General features: G+C 59.9%; 16 protein-coding genes. 12 read left to right on the plus strand and 4 right to left on the minus strand.

Annotated elements, in window-relative coordinates:
• Positions 1-13: 13 nt before the first annotated feature.
• On the minus strand, positions 14-1,282 hold the full coding sequence (locus tag HMPREF0308_RS03010) for a galactokinase family protein (RefSeq protein ID WP_005528578.1): 1,269 nt from the start codon (positions 1,280-1,282) through the stop codon (positions 14-16).
• 197 nt (positions 1,283-1,479) lie between these two features.
• On the opposite strand from HMPREF0308_RS03010, the gene HMPREF0308_RS03015 reads away from it, so the two are divergent.
• The gene (locus HMPREF0308_RS03015; RefSeq protein WP_005528580.1) at positions 1,480-1,662 is read left to right on the plus strand and encodes a hypothetical protein; all 183 of its coding nucleotides are present in this window, start codon (positions 1,480-1,482) and stop codon (positions 1,660-1,662) included.
• Between the two features lie 87 nt (positions 1,663-1,749).
• Here HMPREF0308_RS03015 and HMPREF0308_RS03020 read toward each other — a convergent pair whose 3' ends face one another.
• Positions 1,750-3,450 (minus strand): CYTH and CHAD domain-containing protein, encoded by a 1,701-nt coding sequence (locus HMPREF0308_RS03020; protein ID WP_005528582.1) that lies wholly within the window; start codon positions 3,448-3,450, stop codon positions 1,750-1,752.
• A gap of 92 nt (positions 3,451-3,542) precedes the next feature.
• Positions 3,543-4,640: a DUF2786 domain-containing protein gene (locus tag HMPREF0308_RS03025; RefSeq protein ID WP_005528584.1), complete on the minus strand. Its 1,098-nt coding sequence runs from the start codon at positions 4,638-4,640 to the stop codon at positions 3,543-3,545.
• A gap of 186 nt (positions 4,641-4,826) precedes the next feature.
• Here HMPREF0308_RS03025 and HMPREF0308_RS03030 point away from each other — a divergent pair, with 186 nt between their 5' ends.
• The 6 genes from HMPREF0308_RS03030 to HMPREF0308_RS03055 all read left to right on the plus strand — a co-directional run bounded on the left by HMPREF0308_RS03030 (position 4,827) and on the right by HMPREF0308_RS03055 (position 11,325).
• Entirely contained in the window at positions 4,827-6,158 is a 1,332-nt protein-coding gene (locus HMPREF0308_RS03030) for a glutamine synthetase family protein (RefSeq protein WP_005528586.1), read from the plus strand.
• A gap of 24 nt (positions 6,159-6,182) precedes the next feature.
• Positions 6,183-9,281: a bifunctional [glutamine synthetase] adenylyltransferase/[glutamine synthetase]-adenylyl-L-tyrosine phosphorylase gene (locus tag HMPREF0308_RS03035; RefSeq protein WP_005528587.1), complete on the plus strand. Its 3,099-nt coding sequence runs from the start codon at positions 6,183-6,185 to the stop codon at positions 9,279-9,281.
• A gap of 112 nt (positions 9,282-9,393) precedes the next feature.
• Positions 9,394-9,711, plus strand: a complete 318-nt coding sequence (locus HMPREF0308_RS03040) for a hypothetical protein (protein WP_005528589.1) — start codon at positions 9,394-9,396, stop codon at positions 9,709-9,711.
• 21 nt (positions 9,712-9,732) lie between these two features.
• Positions 9,733-10,173 (plus strand): hypothetical protein, encoded by a 441-nt coding sequence (locus HMPREF0308_RS03045; RefSeq protein ID WP_005528590.1) that lies wholly within the window; start codon positions 9,733-9,735, stop codon positions 10,171-10,173.
• A 171-nt stretch (positions 10,174-10,344) separates the two neighbouring features.
• Complete coding sequence (locus HMPREF0308_RS03050) at positions 10,345-10,554, plus strand: hypothetical protein (RefSeq protein WP_005528592.1); 210 nt, start codon at positions 10,345-10,347, stop codon at positions 10,552-10,554.
• Between the two features lie 51 nt (positions 10,555-10,605).
• A complete protein-coding gene (locus HMPREF0308_RS03055; protein WP_005528594.1) occupies positions 10,606-11,325 on the plus strand; it encodes an AAA family ATPase in 720 nt (239 codons plus the stop codon).
• Here the strand turns inward: HMPREF0308_RS03055 and HMPREF0308_RS03060 are convergent.
• Entirely contained in the window at positions 11,322-12,623 is a 1,302-nt protein-coding gene (locus HMPREF0308_RS03060) for an MFS transporter (protein WP_005528596.1), read from the minus strand. The genes HMPREF0308_RS03055 and HMPREF0308_RS03060 overlap by 4 nt on opposite strands.
• Positions 12,624-12,661: 38 nt before the next feature.
• Between HMPREF0308_RS03060 and thrC the strand changes: the two genes are divergently transcribed.
• From thrC to pyrG, 5 genes are all read left to right on the plus strand, one after another.
• A complete protein-coding gene (gene thrC, locus HMPREF0308_RS03065) occupies positions 12,662-14,110 on the plus strand; it encodes a threonine synthase (RefSeq protein WP_034656791.1) in 1,449 nt (482 codons plus the stop codon).
• A 9-nt stretch (positions 14,111-14,119) separates the two neighbouring features.
• Positions 14,120-14,287: a hypothetical protein gene (locus HMPREF0308_RS13850; RefSeq protein ID WP_005528599.1), complete on the plus strand. Its 168-nt coding sequence runs from the start codon at positions 14,120-14,122 to the stop codon at positions 14,285-14,287.
• Between the two features lie 28 nt (positions 14,288-14,315).
• A complete protein-coding gene (locus HMPREF0308_RS03070; RefSeq protein WP_236251963.1) occupies positions 14,316-15,197 on the plus strand; it encodes a trypsin-like serine protease in 882 nt (293 codons plus the stop codon).
• A 47-nt stretch (positions 15,198-15,244) separates the two neighbouring features.
• Positions 15,245-15,775 carry an NUDIX hydrolase gene (locus HMPREF0308_RS03075; protein WP_005528604.1) on the plus strand — a complete coding sequence of 177 codons (531 nt, stop codon included), beginning with the start codon at positions 15,245-15,247 and terminating at the stop codon, positions 15,773-15,775.
• A gap of 194 nt (positions 15,776-15,969) precedes the next feature.
• Positions 15,970-17,604 carry a CTP synthase gene (gene pyrG / locus HMPREF0308_RS03080; protein ID WP_005528606.1) on the plus strand — a complete coding sequence of 545 codons (1,635 nt, stop codon included), beginning with the start codon at positions 15,970-15,972 and terminating at the stop codon, positions 17,602-17,604.
• The last annotated feature ends 177 nt before the right edge of the window (positions 17,605-17,781 follow it).

A 17,781-nucleotide genomic window follows, 5' to 3' on the forward strand; every position in this document is an offset into this window, starting at 1 on the left:
GTTTTAGCGTGGCCTAGTGCGTGGTGGCTGGCTCGCCGCCATGCAGCGGCACCACGAGGAGGCCATCCTCGGCTAGGTCGGCGGCGAAGTTCTCTGCCTTGGTGGCAGGGACGAAAGCGATGACTGCCTGCGAGGTTCCGGCGTGCGCAGAGCGCGCGGAACGGGCGCCGCGGACGGTGACGAGCTCGGCGATCTTCTCGGCGGTGTGTAGGCCGTAGACGGTGGCCAGGGCAGTCTGTGACTGGTTGAGCAGTGGGAAGAGGTCAGCTCCGCGACGGGAGCGCAGGGCGCGGGCTAGTTCTTGGGCGCGCTCGTTTTCTTCGGTGTAGAAGGTCAGCCACTCTGCGGCCTCAGCGAGGGAAGGCTGGTTCTGCGAGCCATGGACCTTGTGCACGGCTTTGAGCCAGTCGAGGACGCGCTGGGAGGCGTCGGGAAGCAGGCGTAGCGATTCAGCGCCGAAGGCGTGGCAGGCGTCGTCGATGAAGCGCTCGCGCTGGCGGATGGCGGCGACGCCGGGGGTGGCGTCAAAGTCGCCGGGGACGGTGACAGCGAAGGCGGCGATTTCGCGGGTGACTGGGTGCGGGGCTTGGGTGACGGAGCCGTCGGCGTAATCGACGATGGTCACGGTCTCGCCGACGCCGCGCAGGGCCGCGGTGTGGCGGGCACGCAGCGCGGGGTATTCGGCGAAGGTGCCCACGGACTGGGAGCACACGTCAGCGATGCGGGCGCGCAGGGGAGCGTCGTGGAGATCCTCAGCGTCGCCGAGCAATGCGAGGGCAACGGCGACGTCACCAGCGGCCAGCGCGCCGAGGCCGGACTCGAATGGAATGTCGTTGACCACGGTGATGTCGACGCCGGCGGTCTCGCGGGAGAGCAGCTGACGGTTGATCATGGTGTGTGCGATGCCGCCCCAGCGGGCAGCGATGCCGCCGACGGGTGCCGGGGGAATGACGGGCTGACCTTCGGAGTCGACGGAAGGAAGCTGCTCAGCGGCGCGTTTGGTCAGCTCGCTGAAGCTGATGGAGTCATGGATGGTCTCGCCGTGGGCGGGCACGATGTGGACGGCGATGGTGCCGTCGTCGCGGGGGCTGACTGCAGCAGCCGCGTTGAGATCCGCAACGCCCATTACTGTTACACCGCCGAAGTGATCGATGTGCTCGCCGATGAGCGACCAAGTTGCTGGTGCGCTGGCAATATGCGCAGGTTCCGTGCCTACTAGTTCGAGGTGGGCAGCGCGGATTCGCTCCGCGGCTGGGGTAGAAGGCGTGGACCACATGGGCATGGTGGGCGGATCTCCTTGTAATGCTGCTGGGACTCGGGACCTTCATAGTCTAGCGTGATGCCCGCCGGACGCTGCCGGGGATCTGTCTGTAAGGTGGTGGCAACCCTCATCGCCCTAGGGTGGCCGCCGGCCACCGCCACCTGCGATGTCGGCTGACCGGGTGGAAACATGGGGCTCAAGCGATAAGGAGTCTGACAATGACTGATTCAGATAAGCAGTGGTACTACGACACTTCCACTGGCCAGGTAACCCAGGGCGCCGAAAGCGGTTGGGATAACCGCATGGGCCCGTACGCCACCCGCGAAGAGGCCGAGCGCGCCATCGAGATTGCCAAGGCCCGCAATGAGGCAGCAGATGCTTACGACGAGGCTGAGGACTAAACACCAAAATAGCGCCGCTTCCCACATCACCATGTAGGAAGCGGCGCCGTTTTCGTTTGCCTTGTCAGCAAACACCCATGCTTAGGCCTACTTCTTCAGCTTTTTGCTCAAAGGCTTGAATGCGGACTTGATAGCCTTGAAAGACTCCGCGTAGTCATCGAGTGCTTCCAAGCCAATCGCGCGCTCACGCTGGTAGAGCAGACCGTAGCCAAAGGTGTCTTCGCCACGGCGACGAGCGGTATTAGCCAGCTCAAGCAGCTTGTCACGCGAAGTCACTGAATCCTGGAAGTCGCCCAAGACAGACTGCATGTCCTTGCAAGCCTTGTACAGGTTCTTGGTCTTCAAGTTAGTTGCAGAACCAGCGGCCTCAGCGGCATAACGCAGCTTCTTGGCAGCCTTGCGCATGTCGTGGAAGTAGTTCTCGCGCTCGTGCAGAGTCAGCTCTAGGTTATCCCAGTTCTTAACTGCCTTCTCGTGGCGCTTGACCAGCTTCTTGTAGGCCTCATTCAGGTGCAGCGCCATGACAGTGTCCATGTCATGCGGCTCTTCATCCTTCTTCGAAGGCTTTTGGGAATCCTCGGCTGCGGATTCGGCAGTTGGCTCGGCTGGGGTGACGCTCGAGATTACAGCTGCGTCGTCAGCTTCAGAAAGCTCGAGTTCGGAGTCTTCAGCCACTGGTGGGTTAGCCAAGAATTGGTCGAGAGAATCGAGCAGCGCCAGGTAGCGGTCAGAATCCAGTGCGGCAACTACGTGGCGGTGTGCCCTGCGGAAGGCCGTCCCCATGTCACGAGAGATGTGCTCGCGCGTTGCATCGTCCAACGTGTTGGAGTCCTCGGAAGCGAGGAGGTTGAGCCAACGTTCCTCAACAACCTCGGCGTCACGCGCCACGCCGAGGATGCTGGCGAGCTGCTTCAACTCCGCTTCGATGCGCTCAATCTCAGGACCAACAACGATGCCGTGGAAGGTCTGAATGTGGCTGCGCAACTCGCGGGTCGCAACGCGCATCTGGTGAACGGAATCCCACTCATTGCGGCGAACGCGTGGGTCGTAGTCAACAAGCTTGTCGCGGTTTGCCTTCAAAGCAGTGACCACTGCCGCAGCCGCAGAGTCTGGTTCCACGTTGGAATTCGCTAACGCTGGGGGAAGGGGAGCGCTGTCGATGGAATCGCCCAGGGCAGTCTTCAGCTTGGACGGGGATGCCGATACGCGAGCACCAGCTCCGATGAGAAGGGAGGTTGCCTCACGGATGAAGCAGGAACCATCCTTGGTGCCTGGCAGATCACCTGCGAGTTCAACTTCCCACTCGCGCCAAGACTGCTGGCCGCCGCCGGGAAGGAAAGAGAATGCCGTGACATGGTCGTCGCAGAACTCCGCGACAGCCTTGCCCTGTGCATCCGCGAGGACAAGCTCGGTGCGGTTGTTGTCGACCTGGGCGATGGGCTCGAGAGCGTGGTTGCGAACAACGGAACGAACTTCGCGGAGGAGCTCAGCCGGGACCTCGTAGCGGCCATCAACTGGCTCACCTAGCTCCGCATGGATTTCGGTGCGGCCCTTGGCCTCCGGAATCTTGAGGTGCCAGCCATCATCGTTTCCACCAGTGCGGCGACGGAGAGTGATCTTGGCGTGGGTCAGGCGCAGATCCTCAGTGTCGTAGTAGATGGCGGAAAGTGCGTGTTTGCGGGTTTCAGCGATGTGATTGACGCCGCTGAGTCGAGTCAGCTCTGGCAACTGGATGGACTCAGCAACGGCGAACTTTGCTTCGACTTCGAGGAAAGTCTTGGTGGACATGCACACACCTTTGTCAGTACGTATCAATAATCTGGATTACTTATCAGTAGCCTACCTGGCCCGCGGAGCAAATGTGTTTGCATTTGCAGCCATTAACTAGCAACCTCACGGGGGCCATCTAATCCCCGCGAATCGCCTGAAAAACAGGACTTTTCGGCAGCGTTCACGCCGTCATTAACGCCTGCCCAACTAGAAGCTGATAAGGACATTGAGGAAAGGTGCGGAAAGAGTCGATTGCGTGTTTCCTCAGACTTGACTTGTCGGTCATATAGAGCCGGAATAGCGCGGCGCGCAAGTTCACGGCCGGCTGCATCGTTTCCATTCTCTGCGCTGTGTTCATTAGCGGCGTCTGCGAGACCTTCGAAGTTGGCTTCATCAAGTAGCTCACCAATGCGAGCGGCATAGGCCAGTAAGAAGCTACGCCGATATGCGGCGGTGTCGCCGCGACGTCGCGCTTCCGCGGCTCCGTTGCCCGAGCGCATGTACCAGTCACACTGGCGGTTAAGTGAATCAAAGAGCTGGGCTACGTGTGCCGTATCTGTTGCGGATCCAATGACGCTCGCTAGGCCTTTGCCATGCACGAGTACCGTGGCGCACCCGTTGTGGTGGGCAATGACGCCGAGCAGAGTGGCTTGATGCTTCACATACGGCGTATGGATATACACGCGCCGGGCAAGGCAATCCACCTGGTCTGCGTCCAAAACCTCGTCAATGCGATAGCGCTGTTGCAAGGATTGGGCTTTGGCTATCAACGCATCCGCCTCATCTTCGAAAGGTGTGGACTCGGCTTTACGCAGCAAATTGGCCACCTTTTCCCGAATCTTTTCTTGTTTGGAGCCGCCACCTGCAGACTTCGTGCCCGGCGCACCAGCGAGTAGCTCAGTATCGCGGAGCAGGGGAAGCTTTGCCAGTTGATCGACTATCGCACGCAGCTTTGTCTTCGGAACGGAAATTGATGCACGCTTGGGAGGGGCTAACATCAGCCAATCTTTTCTCAACGCAGGTGAAGTAATGCGTGCCGGGATGCGTGGGGCCGCCCGGAAGAGGATGGGGTGGCTTGCGGTTCCTAATACGTGCAGTAGGTCGTAGGGTGACCATCCTTTCCCCGCGGCGGCGACTACAAGGTCTATTGCTTGGTTAGTTAGTGCCTGCTGGGCGCGGTCCTGGGTCTGGTTGTGTGAGCGGTACATACTTTCCTCCCTTTAGTACGTGTGTTCGTATGTGCCAATAGGAAAGCACGGCGAACGGACACCACTGCATGCTTTCGCCCCCGTTCTTCGCCCCCGCGATGCTTTGCTGAACTGGGCAAAGAAGTGCCCTAAAAGTGTCCGATAGAGTGCACAACGCTCGTTCGATTCGAAGGTAAGGTTTAGAACATGAACAGCCAACATGAATTCGTCCTGCGCACGGTCGAAGAACGCGATATTCGTTTCATTCGCCTGTGGTTCACTGACATTTTGGGTGCACTCAAGTCCGTGGTCATGAGCCCTTCTGAGCTGGAGTCTGCTTTTGAAGAGGGCGTGGGCTTCGATGGTTCATCAATTGAAGGCTTTTCTCGTATTTCTGAGTCGGACACTTTGGCGCTGCCAGATCCGTCGACCTTCCAGATCATGCCTTTCGACCAGGATGATCCGGACATTATCTCAGCGCGAATGTTCTGCGATATCGCGCAGCCGGATGGCCAACCTTCCATGGTGGATCCGCGCCATATCCTGCGCCGCCAGGTAACTGAGAGCGCCAATGAGGGCTTTACCTGCATGGCCGCACCGGAAATTGAGTTCTACCTGTTGGAACAGTCGCTAGACAATACCAATCTCATCGCGACGGATAACGGCGGCTACTTTGACCAAGCCACCCACGATCGTGCGCCAAGCTTCCGCCGCCGCGCCATGTCAGCGCTTGAGGCAATGAGCATCGCCACCGAGTTCAGCCACCACGAAACCGCGCCGGGCCAGCAGGAGATCGATCTGCGCCATGCCGACGTAATGACCATGGCCGATAACATCATGACCTTCCGCCACGTCATTAAACAGGTGGCTGCTGACCAAAAAGTCCAGGCCACGTTCATGCCGAAGCCTTTTGAACACTTGCCAGGCTCCGGCATGCACACGCACTTGAGCCTTTTCGAGGGCGAGCACAATGCATTCCATGATCCAGACGATGAATTCTCCTTGTCCACCACGGCCAAGCAGTTCATCGCGGGCATCCTAGAGCACTCCGTGGAGATGACGGCAGTTACCAACCAGTGGACCAATTCCTACAAGCGCCTGATGTTCGGCAACGAGGCGCCCGGCTCGGCAACCTGGGGCGTATCCAACCGCTCCGCGCTGGTGCGCGTGCCTACCTACCGTTTGGGGAAGGCGGAGTCACGCCGCGTAGAGATCCGCTCCCTGGATTCGGCAATGAACCCATATTTGGGCTACGCGGTGCTTTTGGCAGCCGGCTTGCGTGGCATCAAAGAAGGCTACGAGCTCGGTGATCCCGCTGAGGACGATGTCCATCAGCTCACTCGCCGAGAGCGGCGCGCAATGGGCTACCGTGACTTGCCGGTCAGCCTGGACCAAGCGCTGCGTGAGTTCGAGAAGTCGGAGTTCATGGCAGAGGTCTTAGGCGAGCATGTCTTCGAGTACTTCCTGCGCGCCAAGTGGGACGAATGGCACTCCTACCAGCAGCAGATCACTAACTTCGAGTTGAACCTTAACTACTAAAACGGGAAACCTTCAAGGAATTTCATGCGCCCCATTGCCGTTCCATCACCAGCCACCCTTGGCCTGACGCGTTCCACCGCGTTGGCAGATCTTGAGCAATTGGGATGGAACAATCCAGAGTCCCTTGATCTGCTGTGGACGTTGGCCGCCTCCGGAGACCCAGACCTTACGCTCAATACGCTGATCCGGATCTACGAGGCAGCTCCTGAGCTTGATGCCGAGCTGCGCGCAGACGAAGCATTGCGCGTGCGCACTCTGGCCTTGTTGGGCGCCTCCTCCGCATTTGGCGACCACCTGGCGGCCAATCCTCACCTGTGGTCTGAGCTTGCAAAGCCTTTGCCCACACCCACTGAGATGCTGCAGGAAATGCTGGGCTGCGTCAGCGCTACTCCGGCTGAGTTCGCGCAGTCAGAAGACTCCGCAGAGCCCACTGGCTCGGAATCGGAATCCACACCGGATACCGCCTCTTCCGACCTCAGTACGGCGGGCACCTACCGGGCCGCGGAAGGGGACCACAAAGTCGCCCTCAAATCCACGTATCGCACGCTTATGATGCGCATCGCCGCACACGATGTCGCCGGTACGTTCTACTCTCGCAAAGGCCAGGCGCATCCGCAGCCACGTGTGAAGTTTCAGGAAGTTACGCATTTGCTGACTGCGCTTGCCGACGCCGCTCTGACCGCAGCGCTCGCCGTCGCCGTCCGCACCGTGTTTGGCGAGGACCCCCTCGACGCCAAGCTGGCCGTCATGGCGATGGGCAAGTGCGGAGCGGGCGAACTGAACTACATCTCGGACGTCGATGTCATCTTTGTCAGCGACGTCGTCACCCCGAAAATCACCAGGGTCGCCTCCGAATTCAATCGCGTAGGCTCCGCATGCTTTTTCGAAGTCGATGCGAACCTGCGGCCCGAAGGCAAGTCTGGTGCGCTCGTTCGCACCCTCGAATCCCACGTTGCCTACTACAAGCGGTGGGCCGAGACCTGGGAGTTCCAGGCCCTTCTCAAGGCTCGCCCGCAGACCGGCTACCTGCCTTTGGCGCAGGAGTACCTTGCCCAGATTGGCCCGATGGTCTGGACCGCATCGCAGCGCGACTCCTTCGTCGAAGACGTCCAAGCCATGCGTCGCCGAGTACTGGAGAACGTGCCCAAGGAGCTGCGCCAGCGCGAGCTTAAGCTGGGCGAGGGCGGCCTGCGCGACGTCGAGTTCGCTGTCCAGCTGCTCCAGCTGGTACACGGCCGCTCTGACGAAACGCTGCGCGTCTTGTCCACCGTTGATGCCCTTACCGCATTGGTCGCTGCCGGATACGTGGGACGCGAAGACGGCAACCAGCTGATTGACGCCTACGAGTTCCTGCGCTTGCTTGAGCACCGCCTCCAACTCGAGCGTTTCCGCCGCACCCACGTGCTGCCAGAGCCGGATGACACGGCCGCCCTCAAGTGGCTGGCCATCATTGCCGGCTTCAACCCGCAGGGCAATAAGTCCGCTGCCGAGCGCATGAACAAGTACCTGAAGGAAACGCGTTTGCGCATCCAAGACCTACACTCGCGCTTGTTCTACCGCCCACTGCTCAACTCCGTGGTGGCCATGTCTGCAGACGAGCTCAAGCTTTCCCCAGAGGCAGCAAAGCTGCAGCTGGGCGCCCTTGGCTACGCCTACCCAGACCGCGCTTTTGAGCACCTGACCTCCCTGGCTGCGGGCACCTCCCGCAAGGCCAAGATCCAGGCCATCTTGCTGCCTACGCTCATGGGCTGGTTGTCCTCGACTGCTGACCCGGATATGGGCCTGCTTAACTACCGCAAGCTTTCTGAAGCTGCGTATGACCGCCAGTGGTTCCTGCGCATGCTGCGTGACGAGGGAATCGTGGGCCAAAGGCTCATGATTATCCTGGGCACCTCCCCGTTTGCTGCGGATCTCATCATCAGCGCTCCCGACGTCGTCAAGCAGCTCTCCGACGGCGCCTCCGGCCCGAAGCTCCTGGAGACCAAGCCCGAGCAAGTCTCGAAGTCCCTGGTCAATTCCACCAAGCGCCACGCCGACCCCGACAAGGCCGTGCGCGTTGCGCGTTCCCTGCGCCGCGTGGAGCTAGCCCGCATCGCTGCAGCTGACCTTCTGGGGTTTATGCCTGTGCAGCAGGTTTGTTATGAGTTGTCCACGATTTGGAATGCCGTTCTGGAAGCCGCCCTGCGCGCTGAGGTTCGCGTATGGCTCAACGAGGTAGGAGAGAAGAACCCGCCCGCGCGCATCGCCGTCATCGGCATGGGCCGCCTAGGCGGCATGGAGCTCGGATTCGGATCTGACGCGGACGTGATAGTCGTTGCGGAGCCGGCCACCGGAAACGATGAAACTGAGGCTGTGAAGTGGGCGATCGGGATCATCGACAAGCTGCGCAGGCGTCTGTCGAAGCCCTCCGGCGATCCGCCACTCGATGTTGACCTAGGGCTGCGTCCAGAGGGGCGCTCCGGCGCCGTCGTGCGCACCATTGCCTCTTATGAGCGTTACTACCGCGAATGGGGCGAGGCCTGGGAGATGCAGGCGCTGCTGCGCGCTGCGTTCGTGGCCGGTGACCGCAGTGTCGGCGACGAATTCCTCGCCATGGTGGACAAGTTCCGCTACCCAACCGACGGCGTGAGCGAGAAAACCATCCGCGAGATTCGCCGCATGAAAGCACGCGTGGACAACGAACGCCTGCCACGTGGCGCGGACCGCAATACCCACACCAAGCTGGGGCGCGGTGGACTTACAGATATCGAGTGGACCGTGCAGTTGCTCACGATGATGCATGCCCACGAATTCGAGGACCTGCATGATCCCTCGACGCTGCGGGTTCTGGACGCCGTCGAAAAGCATGAGCTTGTCCCTGCGCACCAGGCACAGATACTGCGCGAAGCATGGCTCATGGCCACCGATGCCCGCAACGCCCTTGTGCTGGTGCGTGGCAAACGCGTGGATCAGCTACCCACTCCAGGCCCGCAGCTGGCCCAGGTGGCGGGCGCTGCCGGATGGGCGCCGGAGGAAAACCAGGAGTTCTTGGACGTCTATCTCAAGACAACGCGCCACGCCCGCAAGGTAGTCGACGAGGTCTTCTGGGGCGAAGCGGAAACCTTCGAGCACGACGAGCGCTAAGGGTTCACCCTGATTTATCCCCGAATTGTGCGCTGGGCCCTGTCGGTAGCGCCGTGTAGCGCCTAGGCTTGGAAAGCGAAAACACTTTCCAGCGCACCAGAAGGAGCTCACCATGTCCTTGAACCTGTCCCTTGACATCACCACCGCCACCCTCGCTGACCTTGAGGCATTCCTCGCCGCCGCGCGTGCTGCGAGCGCTACTGACGACGCCGACCTGGTCCTTGACGGCACCCACCTGCGGGTAGATGTGTCCTCCCCGCGCGCCGAAAAGCCGCAAGCGGAAAACCCACAGGCCACCGCGCATCCGCGGCATAGTGTTGAGCGGCCACTGGGCGATAACGCTATCCGTTCCATTATCGATATTCTCTCTGAGCGACTCGACCCGCCACGCGGAGGCAGCTCTTTTGGTACCTTTGGTCCGAGTATTTAACAGGGAAGTAGACTCATCACCGTGCAGAAAAACAAGATTGCCGCAGTCTGGGCGCTTGTCATTACTATGTCAGTCATCGCCGTAGCGGTTGGGTGGTTCGCCACTACGCGCCATCACCCGCCAGCGAATGCCCAGACGGTAGAAGAGGCAATCGCCGGTGGTGTGCTGCAGATCGAGAATCCTTATTCTCCCACCAACGTAGATGATGAGGACCGGATGTATTCCCTTGCGGAAGCGCTGGGAATTCCTATCGAGTCGATGCCCCGGGAAATATTCGAGTCTGCTTCGAATCGTACTGAAGCGCGTTTGACGATGGTGCAGATTCTCAAAAAGGCCCAAGAGCAGGGCACCCTCAATCGCGCTGAGGCTGAGGCGGTGCTTGCGGCTTTTGACGCAGGCCTCATCAACCCCGCCGTGGACACCATCGTTGCGGAAAGCTCACCGGCTCAATGGTTCCGCTGATTGTTGGGCTCTAGACCTCCACCTGGCAACCTCTACCTGTAAGACTTCCCATCAATACACAGTCGCCGTGCAGGGCGGCTCGAAGTTTTCTCCAGCCCAGGACCTTAACCTCAATGTCATAAAGGTCATAAAGGTAACGAATGCATAACGCACTTCGTGTGGAGGAGGAACATGACTTGGCGCGAAAAACTCGGCACAATCGGTGGCATTGGCCTAGCGATTGCCATCCCCATTAGCGGCGGATTCGGTATTTCTTATGCGGTCAATGCGATGCCGCTTGAATCCAGCGTGGAAATCCCCACGAGCAAAGACCCAAGTGCGCACCATCCGGGCGAAAACCTGGGCGCGGCGTTGCGAGGCGTAGAAGATAAGTCGCATTAGCTGCTCGGTATCAACGCGCCGCGCATACCGTCAGCAAATATAGTAGGGGCTATGCTGCTGCAATCGATTAGCATTTCCGAGCCTCCTTTCGAAGACTATCTGCTGGACCTGCCCAGCGTGCAATACCTCATCGACCTGCCCTACTTCGAGTTCACAGCGCCGGTGACCTGCTTGGTGGGGGAGAATGGCGCGGGTAAGTCCACGCTTTTAGAAGCGATCGCTGTGGCACTGCGTTTCTCGCCCCTGGGCGGACGGTACGACGACCCAGACCGCGAGCGCGCGCCACTGCGCGGTCTGGCACGCGTGTTGAAGTGCTCCCTTAACGGCAACCTCCACCGCGGTTATTTCTTGCGCGCCGAGACCCACGAATCAGTGCTCAAGGCCGCGAATCAACCAAAGGAGCGTGGCGGCCGCAGCCACCTGCCCATCGACGTCGATCTTCTCAGCCGCTCTCATGGCGAGTCCGTCTTTGACGTTCTCGGCGAATACGTCGATGGACGTGGCCTTTATATCCTTGACGAACCCGAAGCCGGACTGTCAGTGATTCGACAGATGGCACTCATCGCCGAGATTCACCAAGCAGCGCAGCGTGGTGCGCAGTTCATCATCGCAACGCACTCACCGATTCTGCTGGCCGCGCCAGGCGCCGACATCGTCGAGCTAGGGGAGTCCGGCTTCGAAAAAATTCCCTTCGACCAAGCCGAGCCCGTGGTCGCCACGCGGGAGCTTCTCGACGCCCCCGAGGAGACCATTAACTTCCTCATCAACTAGGAAACGCTGACCACGGTCACCTTTGGGCGGTAGCCGCCGCCGCGCTTGCGCAGGAAGTGCGTGACAACTATGCCGAGCATGCCCGCAAGCCAAATGATGAGGGAAGTTACAGCGGCCGCGTGGAAGTCGCCCAGTTCGTAGTGCGGCGCGTGGCCACGGCTATCGAGCACCATGCCAAAAATTTGCGCTGCCACCATCGAAGAGATGAATCCACCCATGTTGGCCAAGCCTGTTGCCGTGGCCACCACGCTGCGTTCCATGTTCTCGCGCACGATGTCGAAGCCATAGTTCGAGCACGGCGAGCACAAGGAAATAGCCACCATGAGGATGAAAAGGCTGAAGAAGCTGTTGCCCCAGAGGAAGAAAGCCGTCCACGACATTATGTTGAGTGTCGTGAAAAACAGTGCCATCCAGTCGCGGAAACCCTGTGCGCGCGAGGAAATCTTGCCGTGAATTGGCCCTAACGTAATCATGCAGATCGTATAAAAGGTCAGCACCGTTCCGGCCTGCACCTTGGAGATTCCTAGTCCCTCCGTCATGAACGGCATTCCCCACAACATGACAAATACAGTCGCACCCAAAAGGCCACAGAAGTGGATGAAAAATCCTTGCCATGCAACGGGGGAACGCAGCACCATGGCCAGGCTGGCGGCCAAGGAATGCGCCTGCGAATTGGGCTGCTCGGCGGGAGTTTCGATGATGCCTAGAGATTCAGGCGTGTCTGCTACGGCAACCGCCGCAGCTAATGCGATGAGGATGCCCGCCGCACCCAAAGCTACAAAGGCCGTGGTCCATCCAGTCCACCCCAAAAGCGCAGCGAAAGGAATAGCGGAGACGAACTGGCCGAGCTGACCCAACGACGAGGTCACCTGGGTAAACATTGGCGTGCGGTGCAAAGGGAACCAATATGGCAGGATGCGCATCACGGATAAGAAAGCCGTGGCGTCGCCCGCTCCAATCAAAAGCCGAGCGGCAATAGCCATCCAATAATTTGTGGTTAAGCCCAGTGCTACCTGCCCCACGCCCATGATGACAGCGCCGATAACGAGCAGTTTGCGAGGGCCATACTTATCAATGAGCACACCCGTAGGAATCTGTGCAAACGCATAGATGCCCAACTGCACCGAGGTGAAGACCGCAATGCGAGAGGCATCGACGTCGAAACGCGCCATCGCTTCCAGCCCCGCCACACCAAAAGAGGTACGCCCGGTAATCGCCACGATGTAGACAAGCATCGCGGCAACCCAAATGGATAAGGCCTTGGTGGTCACAACTTCCCGTGGATTTGGCGCAGACATGGCTGATACTTTACGCCCGCCCTACTAAGATGCAGGGGGTGAAGTTCATTTCTACGCGTGATGCAGCCCGCCAGCCCGCCTCTTTTACGGATATCCTCCTCGGAGGCCTAGCCCCTGATGGAGGTCTTTACCTGCCGGAATCCTATCCGCAGCTTTCCGGTGCCGTGCTCAACGAGTGGCGCCAGCTGCTTGCCGAACAGGGGTATGCGGCCTTGGCCGCGGAGGTGCTCAAGCTCTTCGTGGATGATATACCCACTGATGATCTCGAGGGCATCGCCAAGCGCGCGTACACCTATCCGAAGTTCAGCAGCGAGGAAATTGTCCCCGTGACTGAGCTGGGCGACGGCCTCTTCGTGGGCCACCTCTCCGAAGGCCCCACCGCTGCCTTCAAGGACATGGCCATGCAGCTGCTCGGCGAGCTCTTCGAGTACGAACTCGCGCGCCGTGATGAGACCCTGAACATCCTGGGCGCCACCTCCGGCGATACCGGCTCCTCCGCCGAGTACGCCATGCGCGGCCGCAAGGGTATTCGCGTCTTCATGCTCACCCCAGCCGGGCGCATGACCCCGTTCCAGCAGGCTCAGATGTTCGGCTTGGATGACCCGAACATCTTCAACATTGCCCTCGACGGCGTCTTCGACGACTGCCAGGACGTGGTCAAGGCCACCTCAAACGATGCCGCTTTCAAGAAGGAGTACCGCATCGGTGCGGTCAACTCCATCAACTGGGCACGTCTAATGGCGCAGGTTGTCTACTACATCAACTGCTACCTTAAGATCACCACGGACAATGAGCAGAAGGTCTCCTTCAGCGTTCCTACCGGCAACTTCGGCGACATCTGCGCAGGCCATATCGCACGTTCGATGGGGCTTCCCATCGACAAACTCATCGTGGCCACCAACGAGAACGACGTTCTCGATGAATTTTTCCGCACTGGCAACTACCGCCCGCGCCCCTCGGCTGAGACCTACAAGACCTCCTCGCCATCGATGGATATCTCCCGCGCATCGAACTTCGAGCGCTTCATCTTCGACCTCGTGGGCCGCGACGCGGAGCGCACCGCGGAGCTCTTTGGTCCCAAGCTCAAAGAGGGCGGCTTCGTGCTGAGTAAAGAGGAGCTGGAAAAGGCCCGTGAGCAGTACGGCTTCGTCTCCGGCAGCTCCACCCACGCCGACCGCCTGGCCACCATTAAGGACGTCAACGACACGTACAACTATCTGGTGGATCCGCACACCGCGGACGGCATTAAGGTCGCGCGTGACGCTCAGCAAGAGACCAACATCACCACCCCGATCATCTGCTTGGAGACGGCCCTTCCGGTCAAGTTCTCCGAGACCATTGTCGAGGCGATCGGCACCGAGCCTGCCACTCCGGAGCGTTTCGCTGGCATCATGGACGCAGACCGCCACGTCACGGATCTGCCCAACGACGCGGCGGCGGTGCAGGACTTCATCCGCACCTCCATCGCGAACACCGACGTCAAGTAGGAAGAAGACATGGCACAAGAGCAATTCTCCGGCCCGGAATACTTCACCGAGTTTGACCCAGAGAAGTTCATTCGCGACATGAAGCAGATGGCCGAGATGGAAAAGGAAAACAAGGAAAAGGAAAACAAGACGGGCGAGACCCCGGGAAAGAACACCGATGGTGATGCAGCGGTTTAGACCGCGCTTTTTCACACCACTAGCCGCCGTGGCGCTCGCAATTGGCCTCGGCGGCTGTTCGCTCATTCCTGTGGAGACTCTGCAGCACGCGCTTGGCGACGCCGCGAATGCCCTCACCGCTTCATCCCCACCGGAAGATGTGGCAGCGGCTACCCCTCTCGCAAGTACTGCCCCGGATAGACTCAGCGCTTCTAACCCTGGAACGATCAAACCGGCGGTATCGCCGATGCCGCCTGGTACGGCTCTTGATATCTCCTCCCAAGATCCACAACCAGGTGAGTACTTTGATTTCCAGATGTGTACCGCCGCGTGGTCTTTCACTCTGGAAGATGGCCGTACCTTCGCGGTCACGGCGTCACACTGTGGCCAGGTCGGGGACCGAGTATGGGCTGGCAACGCTCATCGCACGTTTACTTATCCAGCCGAACCTGTTGGTGAGGTGGTCTACTCCGATCTTTTTGCTGAGGATGGGCACGGCCTAGACGTGGCGTTCATCGAGCTGCATGGCGACGTAGGCTACTACACGCCGAAGTATATGGAGGCGAATCTTGCCACTACTGAGGAATTGCCGCAGCAGTTGTGCAAGCTAGGGCGCATCACTGGGGAGACTTGCGGGGAGCTGACCCATGGGCCGGAAAAGAGTGGGCTCAACGCAGGGGATACTCGCCTTGAGACCACCGCCGCGCGTGCCCGAATCTGCGGTACGCAAGGGGATTCGGGAGGACCCATATACGCATCGCTGCCAGGGGGCAACGCTGTTATCGGAGTGGTCTCTGGCACGACCAAGCAAATCCAGGAAAACCATGATTGTTCCGACCATCCAGACATGGAACTGTCCTTTACCCCGGCCGCGGACATCTTTGAACTCATCCCGCAGGTACTTGGCAGCGAAGTGGCCCAGGCTCAGTAGACCTTGTGGATAAACCACAAAGAATGAGGCGGGATAGAGTAGATGCTATGGCGACTCCTGACTACATCCTCACATTGCGTGAAAAAATTGGCCACGACCAACTCTTCCTGCAGGCTTGCACGGCGGTCATCATTCGTGACGTGCCCATGAACGCTGCGCTGTGGGAAGTGCCGTCGGTGCTTCTCGTGCAGCGCGCGGACAATGAGACGTGGGCGCCGGTGGAAGGCATCTGCGAGCCGGGAGAGGAAATCACCACCACAGCGATTCGCGAGGTCAAAGAGGAAATTGGCCTCGATGCGAAGGCTGAGGCGCTGCTCGGAGTAGGTCAGGTTGGGCCGGTTGTTTACGGCAATGGCGACGAGTGCATGTTCATGTCCACCGCCCTGCGTTTGAGTGTTCCGGATGGGGCGGAGCCGGTTGTCTCTGACGAGGAAAACTTGGCGGCGCAGTGGTTCTCGGTGGCGCAGATGCCGGCGTCGCTAAGCGCGCGCAATCGCATGATCATCGGTGATGCAGTTGCCCAAATGAAGCACCCGCAGGGCTTCCGCCCGCGTATGGGATTTGTGAAGCGAAATTAGCGTTTCCTGCCGCAGTGAAAAATGCCCTCCTAGCTGCATATCTGTCGTCTGATTGTTTTCTGGGCTGATTCGGTGATAGCCTGAAGATCCGTAGGTCGCCGCGTGAGGCGCCCGCGGATTTTTTTGATCGTGGGGTCATAACGCTGCGCATTGCCTGCCACATTCGCAGTCAAAACTCCCGAAAGGCGCATATCATGCCATCGCGCTCCAGTCAGCAGACCAAGTTCATTTTTGTCACCGGAGGCGTCGTGTCCTCCCTGGGTAAGGGCCTGACGGCGGCGTCGCTGGGTCAACTGCTCATCGCCCGCGGGCTCTCCGTGACCATGCAGAAGCTCGACCCATACCTCAACGTAGACCCAGGAACGATGAATCCGTTTGAGCATGGCGAGGTCTTCGTTACGGAGGACGGCGCTGAGACCGACCTCGACCTCGGCCACTACGAGCGTTTCCTCGACCGCAACCTGACCAAGAACGCCAACGTGACCACGGGCAAGGTGTACTCCTCGGTGATCGCCAAGGAGCGCCGCGGTGAATACTTGGGCAAGACCGTGCAGGTCATCCCGCATATCACGGATGAAATCAAGGACCGCGTGTTAGCCATGGCCGAACCGGATGCTGAGGGCAACGTGCCGGACGTGGTTATCTCTGAAATCGGTGGCACGGTCGGCGACATCGAATCTCAGCCCTTCCTCGAAGCCGCCCGCCAGGTGCGCCACGCGGTAGGACGCGAGAACATCTTCTTCATTCACTGCTCGCTGGTGCCGTACCTGGGCACGTCGGGGGAGCTGAAGACTAAGCCGACCCAGCACTCGGTGGCTGAGCTGCGCTCCATCGGCATTGTGCCGGATGCGGTGGTGCTGCGCTGCGACCGCGTGGTGCCAGATGGCCTGAAGCACAAGATCGCGCTGATGACCGACGTAGACGAGGAAGGCGTAGTGTCCTGCCCAGACTCGCCGTCCATTTATGACATTCCGGAGGTGCTCTACAGGGAGCACCTGGATACCTTTGTGATTCGCAAGCTGGGGCTGCCATTCCGTGATGTGGATTGGACGCAGTGGGGCGATCTGCTCGATCGCGTGCACAACCCGCAGCGCGAGGTCACCGTGGGCATCGTAGGCAAGTACATTGACCTGCAGGATGCGTATCTGTCGGTGGCGGAGGCTATCCGCCACGCCGCATTTGCCCACCATGCGAAGGCAAACATTAAGTGGATTACCTCAGATGACTGCGAGACCGACGCAGCCGGCCAGCTGGGCGAGCTCGATGCGATTGTGGTGCCGGGCGGCTTTGGCGTGCGCGGGATTGAGGGCAAGATTGCGGCGGTGTCTTATGCCCGTGAGAAGAAGGTTCCGTTCCTGGGCTTGTGCCTGGGTCTGCAGTGCACGGTGCTTGAGGCGGCGCGACGGGCGGGTATTTCGGATGCGTCCTCGACGGAGTTCGACCCGAATACGCCATCGCCGGTCATTGCGACGATGGAGGAGCAGCAGGCGGCAGTAGCCGGCGAGGCCGATTTGGGTGGCACCATGCGCTTGGGCGCGTACCCGGCGACGTTGCAGGAAGGCTCCGTTGTGGCTGCGGCCTATGGAGCCACCGAGGTCTCTGAGCGTCACCGCCACCGCTACGAGGTCAACAACGCCTACCGCGAGCAGATTACTGAGGGCTCCGGCCTCGTATTCTCCGGCACTTCGCCCGATGGAAAGCTGGTGGAGTTTGTTGAGTACCCTGAGCACCCATTCATGGTGGCTATCCAGGCGCACCCGGAGTACAAGTCGCGCCCGACGCGTCCGCACCCGCTGTTTAATGGGCTGGTTGCTGCTGCGCTGAGCTAAAAACAGTCGAAAGTGCGCTCAGCGTCAGCGGTTGATGTGCACTTTGACCATCTTGTGCTGCCTAGGTGGGGCGTTTGGGGCGGAAGGATGGTTCGGACGCAGGTTGGTAGCTGATGCGGAGCTTAGTGGTGCTTGACGACGTCGCGAAGCGCGTCTGCGTCCTCGACCACGAAGATG

It is taken from the genome of Corynebacterium striatum ATCC 6940, from assembly GCF_000159135.1.
Taxonomy (GTDB): Bacteria; Actinomycetota; Actinomycetes; order Mycobacteriales; family Mycobacteriaceae; genus Corynebacterium; species Corynebacterium striatum.